We start from the raw sequence: 12,430 nt of genomic DNA on the forward strand, positions 1-12,430 counted from the left end.
GCCACGTCGCGGGGTTATTCGAGGACGCGCCGTGCACCGATCGGTTGCACGGGCCGGTTGTTCGAATGCCCGAGCAGCGTGGCCAGCCCGTGCAGCTGGTGGCCCGACGCGGTCAGCGGATGGGTCAGCACCAGCCAGCGCACGCCTTCGGTGCAGGGGGGCGTGGTGAGCGAGCCGTTGTACTGGTAGTAGCCCAGGTCCTTCGGCAGCAGGCCGGCGACCGCGATGCCCGCGGCGGCGTCCAGCGGCACGGGGGCGCCGGCGTGGGTCGGTGCGTGTTCGAGCAGGTGGGCGATCTCGGTGTTCGGCTTGCCCGTGTCGAACAGCACCGCGATCACCGCCAGGTGGCCCGCCGCGTCGGCGTGCACCAGATGCGCTTCCATCGGGAGCGACTTGCCATGCAGATGGTGTTCGCTCGGCAGGTGCACGTGCACCTGCTTGAGCGTGTAGACCTTGCCTTCGAGCGTCAACGTGTTGCCGGGGGCGTAGTCGACCTGCACCGTGTGCCCGTTGTTGACGATGTCGCGCCCGCTGCCCTGGTAATGCGGCGCGAGCGCGGGCAGGGCGACGTCGCTGAACCGGTCCAGGTCCACCGGCGACTGCTGGTGCCCGGCGCATGCGCTGAATTCGGGGGCGAGCTTCGCCCAATGCGCGGGGCCTTCCTCGCCCGCGTAACTCCAGTGCGGCGCGTGGTGCGGCTCGCCGGCGAGCGCGGCCAGCGCGAGGGAGGCAGCGGCGAAGGCGACGATGACGCGCTTGCGGTGCATGGGGGGCTCACTCGAGCGCGCGCAGCGCGGCTACCCAAAGGCTACGCCGCAGGCATGGCGGAACGGCCAGCGAAATCCCCCCGACGGGGGAGTGACCGACGAACGGGCCCCGCGACCGTTGTTCAACTGCCCGCGGCGTCGATCGCCTGCGCCAGTTCGGCGCCGAGCTGGCGATAGTCCACGCCATCGAAGCGCGTGCCGTTGATGAAGAACGTCGGCGTGCCGTTGACGCCGCTGCGCACGCCGCCGGTGAACTGCGCGCGGATCTTCGCGTGATAGCGACCGTCGTCCACCGCGGTCTGCAACGCGGCCGCATCCAGGCCCAAGCGTTCGGCCAGCGTTGCGTACAAGGCCGGGCCGAGGTGTTGCTGCTGCTCGTACAGCGCGTCGTGCATTTCCCAGTAGCGCCCGTGTTCGCCCGCGAACTCGGCGGCGCTCGCCGCATCCATCGCATTGGGATGCGCGTTGGACAGCGGGAAGTTGCGGAACGCGAACCGCAGCCGGCCTTCGAAGCGATGCTGGATCTGCTTGACGATCGGATACGCCGCGCCGCAGTACGGGCATTCGTAATCGCCGTATTCCAGCAGCGTGACGCGCGCGTCTTCCGGGCCTTCGATGTGGTCGTTCTCGCCGACCGGCGTGCGCAGCGTGCTCATCGCGCCCCCAACCGGTCGAGGGCATCGAGGATGCCGTCCGCGCCGGGATTGATCGCCATCGGCGAGAGGTGCGACCAGAACACCTTGCCTTCCGAATCCAGCACGTACAGCGCGCGCTTGCTCACGCCGCCGGCATCGTCGTACGCGCCGTACTGCTTCGACACCGCACCCTTGGGTTCGAAATCGGCGAGCAGGTTGAAGTGCAGGCCGCGTTCGGCCGAGAACGCTGCGTGGCACCACACGCCGTCGACGGAAATCCCGAGCAGCGTCGCGCGCGATTCGCGGAACGCCGGCAGGATTTCGTTGTACAGCGCCATCTGGTCGCCGCACACGGGGCTCCAGTCGGCGGGATAGAAGGCCAGGATCACCGGCTGTCCGCGCAACTCCGACAGCGAGACGCGCTGGTCGGGCGTGGCGTGCAAGGTGAAATCCGGCGCAGCGTCGCCGGGTTGGAGCAGAGCGGATGCGGCCGGGGACATGGCAAGCCTTGTTGGGCGCGGGACTTCGATTACGAACCGCCGCCGCGCGCGGTGCAAGCTCGGCCGTGGCGATGGCCGCCGCGCGTCGCGCGCCGCGTTGCCCCGGACGCAACGGAGGCCCCGCCATGAGCGAACACGTCTACAAATCCATCGAACTCACCGGCTCGTCGACGACCGGTACCGACGACGCCGTCCGCAAGGCGCTCGCGAAGGCGCACGAATCGGTGCGCAACATCCGCTGGTTCCAGGTGACCGACGTGCGCGGGCACGTGGCCGACGGGCAGGTCATGCACTGGCAGGTGACGTTGAAGGCCGGCTTCACCCTGGAGTGACGTCGAACAGCTCCTTCAGCCCGCGCGGCTGGCACCGCAGGTACTGCTTCGGCGCATGCACGCGCGCGCCGAGCGCCGCGGCGGCGTGCCAGGGCCAGCGCGGGTCGTAGAGCATCGCGCGGGCCAGCGCCACGATGTCGGCGTCGCCGTTGGCGATGATCGCGTCGGCGTGCGCCGGTTCCGTGATCAGGCCCACCGCGACGACCGGGATGTCGATCGCCTGTTTTACCGCGCGCGCCAGCGGCACCTGGTAACCCGGCGCGACCGGGATGCGCTGCGCGGGATGCACGCCGCCGCTGGAGACGTGGATCGCATCGCAGCCGCGCGCTTCGAGTGCACGCGCGAAGGCGATCGTCTGCGAGACGTCCCAGCCGCCGTCCACCCAGTCGGTGCCCGACACGCGCATCGTGACCGCGCGGTCGGCGGGGAACGCCGCGCGCACCGCCTCGAACACTTCGAGCGGGAAGCGCATGCGGTTCTCCAGGCTGCCGCCGTAGGCATCGGTGCGCTTGTTCGAGAGCGGCGACAGGAACTGGTGCAGCAGATACCCATGCGCACCGTGCACCTGCACCGCGTCCAGGCCCAGGCGCGCCGCGCGCGCCGCCGCGGCGCCGAACGCCTCGCGGATGCGCTCCATTCCGGCGGCGTCGAGCGCTTCGGGCACCGGTGCATCGTCGTGGAAGGGAATCGCGGACGGCGCCTGCACCTGCCACCCGTGCGGATCGTCGGGCGACAGCGGCGCGCCGCCCTCCCAAGGCACTTCGGTCGACGCCTTGCGGCCGGCATGCGCGAGCTGCAGCGCCAGCGGCATGTCCGAACACGCGCGCACGCCTTCGACCACGCGCCGCATGGCCGCTTCGGTCGTGTCGTCATACAGGCCCACGTCGGCCCAGCTGATGCGGCCCTCGGGCAGCACCGCCGTGGCTTCGATCGTGAGCAGCGCGGCGCCCGACAGCGCCAGGTGCCCGAGGTGGACCAGGTGCCAGTCGGTCATGCAGCCGTCCACCGCCGAGTACTGGCACATGGGCGCGATGACGATCCGGTTGGACAGGTGCAGGTTGCGGACGTCCAGCGGCTTGAACAGGGCGGGCAGGGCCATCGGGCCTCCGGGGGTGGTTTGTGGACGCATGTTCACCTGTCTCCCGTATCCTCGCCGTCTTCGCACGCTGCCTGCCCGCCCCTTGAACGACGACGATATCCAGCGCGCCTTCCGGTTCGTTCCCGGCCGGTACCTCATCCTGCGCCCCGACGCCGCCTTCACGATCGTCGGCGCCAGCCACGGCTACCTGCAGGTGACGTACACCGATCCGTCCATCTTCGGGCGGCCGTTGTTCGACGTGTTCCCGGACAACCCGGACATCGAGGCCGACGGCGTGTCCAACCTCCGCGCGTCGCTGCTCCGCGTGCTGGCCACGCGCGCGCCGGACGCGATGGCGCCGCAGCGTTACGACATCCGCGACGAACACGGCCAGTTCGTCGAACGCCACTGGCTGCCGATCAACTCGCCGATCCTCGACGCGCACGGCGAGGTGGAATACATCATCCATCGCGTCAACGACGCGGCGGTGGCGGCGACCGAAGAAGCCGTCGACATCCTGGAAAGCATCGGCGAGGGCTTCTTCACCCTCGACCGGCAGTGGCGCTTCGATTACGTCAACGCCGAAGCGCACCGGATCCTCGGGGAGAGCGCCCTGCGGGGGCGCGTGTTGTGGGAAGCGTTCCCCGGCCTGGAAGGCACCGAGTTCGAGCGCGGCTACCACTCGGCGATGTTCGAGCGTGTCCGCGCGTCGTTCACGGCGTTCTATCCCGCGCAGGAACGCTGGTTCGAAGTCTCGACCTATCCCGCCGCACAGGGCATCTCGGTGTTCTTCCGCGACGTCACCGCGCAGAAGGCGATCGAGGAAGAACGCGCGCGCATCGCCGAGCAGGCCGAACGCCAGCGCCGCATCTACGAGACCGCGCTCGACAGCACGCCCGACTTCATCTACGTCTTCGACCTGGAACACCGCGCGCTGTACGCCAACGCCGCGCTGGTGAAGGTGTGGGGCGTGGACGACGTGCGCGGCAAGACGTGGATGGACCTGGGCTACGAGCAGTGGCACGCGGACCTGCACGATTCGGAGATCGAGCAGGTCATCGCCACGCGCGCGCCGATCCGCAGCGAAATCCCGTTCACCGGCACCAACGGCCGGCGCATCTACGACTACATCTTCGCGCCGGTGCTGGATCGCGACGGCGAAGTGGTGGCCGTGGCCGGCACCACGCGCGACGTCACCGATCGCAACGCGGCCGAGCAGGCCATCCGCGACCAGGCCGCCAGCCTGGCCGAGGCCGATCGCGCGAAGGACGAATTCCTCGCCACGCTCGCGCACGAATTGCGCAATCCGCTGGCGCCGCTGCGGAATTCGATCGAATTGCTCAAGCGCGCCGGCGACAACGCGGTGGCCGATCCGCGCCTGCTCGGCGTGATGGAACGCCAGGTCATCCATCTCGTGCGCCTGGTGGACGACCTGCTGGAGATCTCGCGCCTCAACAGCGCGAACCTGTCGTTGCGCAAGGGACGCGTGTCGCTGGCCACCGTGGTCCGCGATGCCGTGGATGCGTGCGCGCGCGACATCGAACAGGCCAGGCACGAGCTCGTGATCGACCTGGCCGACGACCTGGTGCTGGACGGCGACGATGTGCGCCTCACGCAGATCCTCGCCAACCTGTTGAACAACGCGGCCAAGTACACCGAAAACGGCGGGCGCATCGAGATCCGCGCCGAGCGCGACGGCCACGATGCGGTGGTGCGCGTGCGCGACAACGGCGTCGGCATTTCGCCCGGTGCGCTGCCGCACATCTTCGACATGTTCAATCGCGGCGATCGCGACAGCAATCGCCACCAGGCCGGGCTCGGCATCGGATTGGCGTTGTCGCGCCAGCTCGCGCGCCTGCATGGCGGCAGCCTCGACGCACGCAGCGAAGGCCTGGGACGCGGCAGCGAATTCACGTTGCGCGTGCCGCTGGCGCAGGCAGCACCGGTGGAGATCGCGCCGGCGCCCGCACCCGTGGACCTGGGCGCGCAACGCGTGCTGGTGGTGGACGACAACCCGGATGCGGGCGACACGCTGGCCACGTTGCTGCGCATCCTCGGCGCCGAGGTGCACGTGGCGCGCAGCGGTGCGCAGGCGCTGGCGATGCTCGAACATTTCACGCCGAGCGTGGCCGTGCTCGACATCGGCATGCCCGAGATGAATGGCTACGAATTGGCCCGCGCGGTGCGCGCACGCTTGACCGATGCGCCGCTCACGCTGGTGGCGCTCACGGGCTGGGCGCAGGCCGCGGACCGGCAGCGCGCGCTGGATGCGGGCTTCGACCACCACATGGTCAAGCCGCCGAACATCCAGGTGTTGCAGCAGGTGTTGCAGGCCGCGGCGCGCAACGCGGACGCCGCGATCGCGCGCCCGATGTCCGCGAGCGGCGCCGGCCTGCGTTGAACCGGGGATTCCCCCGGTGCGAGGAGCGGTGCGAGCCATGAGTGCGACCCATAGCGGTACGTGTTTCTGCGGTGCGGTGCAGGTCGAAGTGACGGGCAGCCCGGAGGCGATGGGCTATTGCCACTGCAGTTCGTGCCGGTCGTGGTCGGCCGGGCCGGTCAATGCGTTCTCGTTGTGGAAGCCCGAGAACGTGAAAGTCACGCGCGGCCAGGAGCACGTGGGGCATTTCGCGAAGACGGAAAACAGCGACCGGCAGTTCTGCACGGAATGCGGCGGGCACCTGATGACGATGCATCCGCCGTTCGGTTTGATGGACGTGTACGCGGCGACGATCCCGACGCTCGACTTCAAGCCCGCGTTGCACGTGAACTACGGCGAGACGGTGCTGCGCATGCGCGATGGCTTGCCGAAGATGCGCGACTTCCCGAAGGAGCTGGGTGGGTCGGGCGAGACGTTGCCGGAATAAGGCGCCTCAGGTAATCCATTGCGTGAGCGTGTCGAGCTTCCAGCCGTTGCGCTCGCGCGTGAGCAGGTAGGTGCCGCCGGTCCAGCCGGACGTCCATTTCACGATGGCCTGCGAACCGTCGCGGCTGGTTTCGAAGACTTCGATTTCGGTGGCGAACGTCTTGCCGCGCACCTTCGACAGCTGTTCGCGCTGGGCCGGGTCCAGCACCACGATGCGGCCGTCGAACGACAGGCCCGCGAACCATGCGGGCGGCGCTTGCATGAACAAGGTGCGCGCGGCGTTGTAGCGATCGGTGCCGGCGCCGAGGGCGAAGGTGCGGCCGGGCGAGGCGTCGGTGGCGTTGGTGGTGACGATGGCGCCGAGGCGGTCGCCCAGGATTTCCTGCAGCACGCGCGCCATCGCGTCGGCGCCGCGCGCGTGCGTGGTGGCGGACACCTGCGGCAGCGGGTCGCGGCCATCGGGCAGGCCGTCGTCGTCGGTGTCGGCGCGCGCGGCGTCGAGCAGCATCGCCCATTCGGCGAGGTCGGTCAGGCCGTCCGCGTCGGTGTCGCGCGCCAGGTCGTCGAGCGTGGCTTCGACGTAGGCATCGTCGCGCTGTTCGAGGAAGGGCAGCGAGACCGGCGGCAGCATGATGTGTTCGTTGTCCACCGCGCGCACGGCGACTTCCAGTTGCAGGCGATCGCCGTCGAGCATCGGCAGCTTCGAGTCGGGGAGCACCGCGTAGGGCGCGAACATGCGCAGGCCGGTGTACAGCGGCCCATCGAAATGCGCGCCGTTGTCGTGCGACACGCTCACCCAGTAACCGCCGGCGCTGATCTCGCCCGTGGGATCCAGGCTCTGCGAGGCCGTGAACGCGACGATGCGCGCGCCATCCTGTTGCCAGCGCACGAGTTCGCCTTCCGGAAGTCGTTTCGCCCACGCCGGGGCCTTGCGCTGCGGCGGGCCGGCGAAGCGGGCTTCGTCATGGTCCTGCGTCGCGGTCGGATGCAGGCGACGCAACGGCACGGGGAGCGCCTGCTCGCGCCATATGGGGCGTGTCGCGACGAGCGCGGCGTCCATCCGTGCGCGCACGGCGTCGGGCAGGGCAGACGCGGGTGCGTTGGTGATCGTCTTGTCGGCAACGGGATTCGTGGCGGCGACGTGGTCGATCTCGCCCAGCAGTTCCGGTGCGCAGCGATGGCAGTTGGCGATCGCTTCGCGCTTTTCGTCCGCCGGATCGCGCAGGAAGGCAGCCTCCACCAGGCCCGGATATCCCTGCGCGCGGGCGAGCCGCGCGAACACCGCCTCCCACGTGCGGTAGTACGCATCGCCGGTCGCCGGATCCACGCGGAAGTGCTGCACCAGGAACGGGAAATCCTCGCGCGCGGGCGCATCGAGCAAGCGATCGAGCATGCCGGCGAGGTACGCATCGCCTTCGCGCTGCCTGCGCTGGTAGTCCTCTTCGTTCGCCGGCGCTGGCGCAGGTGCGACGCTTGCGCGCCATGCGCGGGCGCGCGTGGCGTCGCCGCGCAAGGCATGGGCCGCCGCCAGCGCCAGGCGCAGATCGTCGTCCATGGCGGCGGTCAACGCCGGTTGCGTGGCCGGTGACTCGGGCAGCAGGGCCAGCGCTTCGTCGGTGCGGCCGGCCTCGAGTTCCTCGCCGATGCGCAGGGCGCGCAGCTTCGTGCGCCGCGCTTCGGACACGCTGGGGTCGGCGTGCGCCTTTGCATCGCCGACGCGCAACGCGGCGAGCTGCAGCATCTCGCCCTCCAATCCGGAGGCGCGCTCGGCGAGGTCGAGGAACGGTCCGGAATCGGCGGCGCGCAAGGTCGTGCGTGTCGTCAGCAGCGGATCGCACCCGATGGTGTCGTACAGCAGCACGCGCGCGCGGTCGGCATCGGGACGACCGGCGAGCAAGCGTTCCAGCGACGCGACGTCGCAATCGCCGTAGTGGCCTTCGTCGATGGTGCGGCCGGCCTCCACCAGCACGGTGTCGTCGCGCGGGAAGTCGTGCGCGAGCGCGATGTACTTGTCGATCAGCGCGGGCGGGTTGTAATCCTCGCGCGTGGGAACCGCACGTTCGATGGTGAGCTCGAGCAGGCGTTGCGTGAGTTCGGGCGACAGGTCGTACTGGCCCGCGGCCTTGCGCTGGAGGGCGGGCAGGTCATCGCCGGCCTTGGCCCAGGCGTAGAGGCGATCTTCGAAGGATGGCGGCTCCGGTTGCCCGCCCTGGACCTGGAACATGTCGCTGAATTGCGAACTGCTGTGCTCCAGGAATGCAGCGATCTTCGCGTGCTCCGACCCCGTCGATTGCGCGGCCGCGACCTGCACCGCCAGCAACATCCCCAGCCCCACCCACGCCCGATCCTTGCGCATGCATCCCCCGATGCCCGATGGCGTGGGCAAAGTAGCAGGATTGACTCAATTCCAGAATTCCGGAACTATCGAATCATGCAGACCCCCCACGCGCTCGCCGCCCTCACCGCCCTCAGCCACGCCTCGCGCCTGGCCGCCTTCCGCGAACTCGTGCAAGCCGGGCCCGACGGCCTCTCGGTCGGCGAACTTCGCGATCGCCTTGGCCTGCCGCCCGCCACGCTCAGCGCGCACCTCAACGTGCTGCGCGCCGCCGACCTCGTGCAGGACGAACGCGACGGCCGCGTCATCCGCGTCCGCGCGCACTACGCGCGCATGAATGCCCTGATCGATTACCTCACCGAGAACTGCTGCGCCGGCGCGGCCTGCGGTCCGGTTCCCCAATGCGCGCCATCGAAGAAAGGATCCAAGCCATGAGCCGCTTCCACGTGCACCTCAACGTCGCCGACCTCGACGCCAGCATCCGCTTCTACACCGAGCTGTTCGCCACGCAGCCGACCGTCCGCAAACCGGACTACGCGAAGTGGATGCTCGACGCGCCGCGCGTCAACTTCGCCATCTCCAACACGGGCCGCGCGCCGGGGATCGACCATCTCGGCATCCAGGTGGACTCCAGCGAAGAACTCACCGGGCTTGGTCAGCGCCTCGACGCGGCCGGCGGCACCGTCGTGCCGGAGGACGCGGCCATCTGCTGTTACGCCCGATCGGACAAGCTGTGGACGGAAGACCCGCAGGGCACGCGCTGGGAAACCTTCCACACGATGGGCGAGGCGACCACGTATTACGCGGGCGACTCGGCCTGCGCCACCGACGGCGCGGCGTGCACGCCGGACGTGGCGAAGATGCAGCCCGCGCCCGCCGCGGGCGAAGGCGCTTGCTGCGCACCGGCCTCGGCGTGCTGCTGATGAAACGCGTGCTGTTCGTGTGCATCGAGAATTCCAATCGCAGCCAGATGGCGGAGGCGTTCGCGCGCATGCATGGCGGCGACGCGGTGGAGGCAATGAGCGCCGGTTCCGCGCCGTCGGGCCGCATCAATCCGAAAGCGGTGCGCTTCATGGCCGAGCGGGGCTACGACCTGGCCACGCATGCGTCGAAATCGCTGGACGACATCGACGGTGAATTCGATGCGGTGGTCACGATGGGCTGCGGCGATGCGTGCCCGTGGGTGCCGGCCAAGCGCCGCGAAGACTGGGCGCTGCAGGATCCGCGCGACATGGACGACGCTGGTTATCGCGCGGTGCGCGATGACATCGAATCGCGCGTGCGCGCGTTGCTGGCGTCGCTGTGACGCTCGCGCGCCGTCTGCTGGCCGAAGGCCTGGGCACTGCGTTGCTCCTTGCGACCGTCGTGGGCTCCGGGATCATGGGCGTGGCGTTGTCGAACGGGAACGCCGGCATCGCGTTGCTCGCCAATGCGGCAGCGACGGCGGGTGTGCTCTACGTGCTGATCGCGGTGCTCGGGCCGATCTCGGGCGCGCACTTCAATCCGGTGGTGACGTTGGCGGCGCGGTGGTCGGGTGCGATGCGCAACGGCGAGGCGCTCGCCTACATCGTCGTGCAGTGCGTCGCGGCGATCGCAGGCGTGGTGCTCGCGCACGCGATGTTCGACCAGCCCTTGCTGCAACCCGGCACGCATGCGCGCACGGGCGGGGCGCAGTGGTTGAGCGAAGGCGTGGCGACGTTCGGGCTGCTGCTGACGATCCTGCTCGGTGTGCGGCGCGCACCCGCGGCGGTGCCGGCGCTGGTGGCGAGCTACATCTTCGCGGCGTACTGGTTCACGGCGAGCACGTCGTTCGCCAATCCGGCGGTGACGATCGCGCGGTCGCTGACGCAATCGTTCGCGGGGATCCGGCCGGCGGATGTCGGTGGATTCATCGTGGCGCAACTGGTCGGCGCAGCGTTGGCGGTCGTCGTGGCCACCTGGTTGTCGCCCGCGCCCGCGTCAGTCGGAAAGGGTGCGTAACCGTTCGAGGTTCGCTTCGAACCGCGCCAGCCGCTCCGCGCGTCCGTCGCACAACAGCACGAACACGCGATCCAGCAAGTGCTGCACGCCCGCTGCATGCAGCAGCGGTTCGACGTACGCGCGCTCGTCGTGCGCCGACACCAGCAGCGCGACGTCCGCATGCGCGCGCAGCGGATTGGCGATGTGCCGCGTGATGCTGACGACCTTGCCAGGTCGCTCGCGCATCAGGCGCGCGAGCTGGCACAGCGCCGGTTGCCGGCCCTGCGCCGAGAGCGCCATCAACACATCGCCGACGCGGCTCGCGGTGATGCTGGCGGCCAGGTGCCCGGAATCGTTGTGGTGCACGGCGACGATGCCGAGCAGGGCGAGGCGGTGCGCGAAGGCGCGCGCCAGGTCCGCGTCTTCGCCCGTGCCGTACAGCAACACGGTGGTCGCGCGATCGAGCACGGACGCGACGTATTCCAGCGACGACGGCGGATTGATCGCGCGCGTTTCGGATTCGGCGTCGGACTTGCGGCGCCACAGGTCGCCGGAAAGCAGTTCCGGCTTCTCCGTGCGTCCGTTCGTGGTGGTGTCCTGCGTGCCTTCGGGTCGCGCGGCCTGCGCGATCGAATACTTCAGGTCCGGGTAGCCGCGGAACCCGAGCTTCTGGCTGAACTTCACCACGCTCGACTGGCTGATGCCCAACGCCGCGGCCAACTGCTGCGAGGAGTAGTCGCGCAGCAGCTGCGCGTTCTCCAGCAGGAAGTCGGCGATGCGGCGCTCGATCGCGGACATGCCCTCGCGTTCGGCGCGGATTTTCAGCAGGGGATCCATCTCACCCCGCCAGCGGTTCGAGGCCGCGGATGCCGCGGATGCCCAGGCCCGGCGCGTCGGGGATCGAGATCTCCGATTCGTTGAAGTTGACGCCGCCCTCGACCGGGTTGAACTGCTGCAGCGACGGCCCGTCGAGGTCGACCTTGGTGATCGCGTCGGCCTTGGCCACCGCCACGTGCGCGGCGGCCGCGACGCTGATGCTGGACTCGAGCATGCAGCCGATCATGCATTCCACGCCGTGCAGCGCAGCGATGTCGGCGATATGGATCGCATTGGAGATGCCGCCGGTCTTCATCAGCTTGATGTTGACGATGTCGGCGGCGCGCATGCGGATGAGCTCGATCACCTGCGCGGGGCCGAACACGCTTTCGTCGGCCATGATCGGCGTGGTGACGCGTTCGGTGACGTAGCGCAGGCCTTCCAGGTCCGCGGCCTTGACGGGTTGTTCGACGAGTTCGAGCTGGATGCCCGCGTCTTCCATCGCGCGGATCGCGTGCACCGCTTGCTTGGCCGTCCAGCCCTGGTTGGCGTCCAGGCGCAGCAGCGCGCGGTCTTCCACCGCGGCGTAGATCGCCTTGGCGCGTTCGATGTCGACGCCGATTTCCTTGCCCACCTTGATCTTCAGCGAATCGAAGCCGCGTTCCACCGCCGACAGCGAATCGGCCACCATCTTGTCGATCGTGTCGACGCTGATGGTGATGTCGGTGGTGATCACCGGATCGCCGCCGCCCAGCACGCGGTACAGCGGTGCATCGAACTGCTGCGCGAACAGGTCGTACAGCGCGATCTCCACCGCGGCCTTCGCGCTGGTGTTCTTCTCCATCGCGGTCTGCACGAGGCGCGTGAGGCGGTTGAGGTCCGAGATGTCCTGGCCAATCAGGCGTGGCGCGATGTAGTTCCGGATCGCCTCGACGATCGAGCCGATGGTGTCGCCGGTGATCACCGCGGTGGCCGGCGCTTCGCCGTAGCCGATGTTGCCGCTGTCGGTGTGCAGCATCACGATCACGTCTTCCACCTGCGTGACCGTGCGCAGCGCCGTCTTGAACGGCGTCTTCAGCGGCACGCGCAGCATGGCGAATTCGATGCGGGTGATCTTCATGGGTCGGTCCCTGTCGGTCCGC

At 69.1% G+C, this 12,430-nt stretch carries 14 protein-coding genes; 7 read left to right on the forward strand and 7 right to left on the reverse strand.

The features are described from left to right. Positions 1 to 14: 14 nt before the first annotated feature. From LYSCAS_RS11430 to LYSCAS_RS11440, 3 genes are all read right to left on the reverse strand, one after another. The gene (locus LYSCAS_RS11430) at positions 15 to 767 is read right to left on the reverse strand and encodes a carbonic anhydrase (protein WP_213434166.1); all 753 of its coding nucleotides are present in this window, start codon (positions 765 to 767) and stop codon (positions 15 to 17) included. 122 nt (positions 768 to 889) lie between these two features. Then, the gene (locus LYSCAS_RS11435; protein WP_213434167.1) at positions 890 to 1,423 is read right to left on the reverse strand and encodes a DsbA family protein; all 534 of its coding nucleotides are present in this window, start codon (positions 1,421 to 1,423) and stop codon (positions 890 to 892) included. After that, positions 1,420 to 1,902 (reverse strand): redoxin domain-containing protein, encoded by a 483-nt coding sequence (locus tag LYSCAS_RS11440; RefSeq protein ID WP_213434168.1) that lies wholly within the window; start codon positions 1,900 to 1,902, stop codon positions 1,420 to 1,422. Before LYSCAS_RS11440 ends, LYSCAS_RS11435 begins: the two co-directional genes overlap by 4 nt. Positions 1,903 to 2,027: 125 nt before the next feature. Here LYSCAS_RS11440 and LYSCAS_RS11445 point away from each other — a divergent pair, with 125 nt between their 5' ends. Then, a complete protein-coding gene (locus LYSCAS_RS11445) occupies positions 2,028 to 2,234 on the forward strand; it encodes a dodecin (protein ID WP_213434169.1) in 207 nt (68 codons plus the stop codon). On the opposite strand, the gene LYSCAS_RS11450 is transcribed toward LYSCAS_RS11445, so the two are convergent. Next, positions 2,221 to 3,333 carry an NADH:flavin oxidoreductase/NADH oxidase gene (locus LYSCAS_RS11450; protein ID WP_213434170.1) on the reverse strand — a complete coding sequence of 371 codons (1,113 nt, stop codon included), beginning with the start codon at positions 3,331 to 3,333 and terminating at the stop codon, positions 2,221 to 2,223. The genes LYSCAS_RS11445 and LYSCAS_RS11450 overlap by 14 nt on opposite strands. An 82-nt stretch (positions 3,334 to 3,415) precedes the next feature. Between LYSCAS_RS11450 and LYSCAS_RS11455 the strand changes: the two genes are divergently transcribed. Both LYSCAS_RS11455 and LYSCAS_RS11460 read left to right on the forward strand, forming a co-directional pair. Further along, entirely contained in the window at positions 3,416 to 5,713 is a 2,298-nt protein-coding gene (locus LYSCAS_RS11455) for a PAS domain-containing protein (protein WP_213434171.1), read from the forward strand. A gap of 37 nt (positions 5,714 to 5,750) precedes the next feature. Continuing rightward, positions 5,751 to 6,179 (forward strand): GFA family protein, encoded by a 429-nt coding sequence (locus LYSCAS_RS11460; protein ID WP_244858526.1) that lies wholly within the window; start codon positions 5,751 to 5,753, stop codon positions 6,177 to 6,179. 6 nt (positions 6,180 to 6,185) lie between these two features. On the opposite strand, the gene LYSCAS_RS11465 is transcribed toward LYSCAS_RS11460, so the two are convergent. Then, the gene (locus tag LYSCAS_RS11465; RefSeq protein ID WP_213434172.1) at positions 6,186 to 8,534 is read right to left on the reverse strand and encodes a hypothetical protein; all 2,349 of its coding nucleotides are present in this window, start codon (positions 8,532 to 8,534) and stop codon (positions 6,186 to 6,188) included. A 75-nt stretch (positions 8,535 to 8,609) separates the two neighbouring features. On the opposite strand from LYSCAS_RS11465, the gene LYSCAS_RS11470 reads away from it, so the two are divergent. The 4 genes from LYSCAS_RS11470 to LYSCAS_RS11485 are packed head-to-tail and all read left to right on the forward strand — an operon-like array spanning position 8,610 to position 10,493. Then, a complete protein-coding gene (locus LYSCAS_RS11470; RefSeq protein WP_213434173.1) occupies positions 8,610 to 8,948 on the forward strand; it encodes an ArsR/SmtB family transcription factor in 339 nt (112 codons plus the stop codon). After that, on the forward strand, positions 8,945 to 9,436 hold the full coding sequence (locus LYSCAS_RS11475) for an ArsI/CadI family heavy metal resistance metalloenzyme (protein ID WP_213434174.1): 492 nt from the start codon (positions 8,945 to 8,947) through the stop codon (positions 9,434 to 9,436). The genes LYSCAS_RS11470 and LYSCAS_RS11475 overlap by 4 nt, the downstream gene beginning before the upstream one ends. After that, positions 9,406 to 9,819 carry an arsenate reductase ArsC gene (locus tag LYSCAS_RS11480; protein WP_244858527.1) on the forward strand — a complete coding sequence of 138 codons (414 nt, stop codon included), beginning with the start codon at positions 9,406 to 9,408 and terminating at the stop codon, positions 9,817 to 9,819. Before LYSCAS_RS11475 ends, LYSCAS_RS11480 begins: the two co-directional genes overlap by 31 nt. Further along, positions 9,816 to 10,493, forward strand: coding sequence for an aquaporin (locus LYSCAS_RS11485; RefSeq protein ID WP_213434175.1), 678 nt, complete (start codon positions 9,816 to 9,818; stop codon positions 10,491 to 10,493). The genes LYSCAS_RS11480 and LYSCAS_RS11485 overlap by 4 nt, the downstream gene beginning before the upstream one ends. On the opposite strand, the gene LYSCAS_RS11490 is transcribed toward LYSCAS_RS11485, so the two are convergent. After that, positions 10,473 to 11,309 (reverse strand): MurR/RpiR family transcriptional regulator, encoded by an 837-nt coding sequence (locus LYSCAS_RS11490; protein WP_213434176.1) that lies wholly within the window; start codon positions 11,307 to 11,309, stop codon positions 10,473 to 10,475. The two genes, LYSCAS_RS11485 and LYSCAS_RS11490, sit on opposite strands and share 21 nt — an antisense overlap. 1 nt (position 11,310) lies before the next feature. Continuing rightward, positions 11,311 to 12,408, reverse strand: coding sequence for a dipeptide epimerase (locus tag LYSCAS_RS11495; protein WP_213434177.1), 1,098 nt, complete (start codon positions 12,406 to 12,408; stop codon positions 11,311 to 11,313). Between the last annotated feature and the right edge of the window lie 22 nt (positions 12,409 to 12,430).

Source organism: Noviluteimonas caseinilytica (assembly GCF_018406605.1).
In the GTDB taxonomy this organism is placed as follows: domain Bacteria; phylum Pseudomonadota; class Gammaproteobacteria; order Xanthomonadales; family Xanthomonadaceae; genus Noviluteimonas; species Noviluteimonas caseinilytica.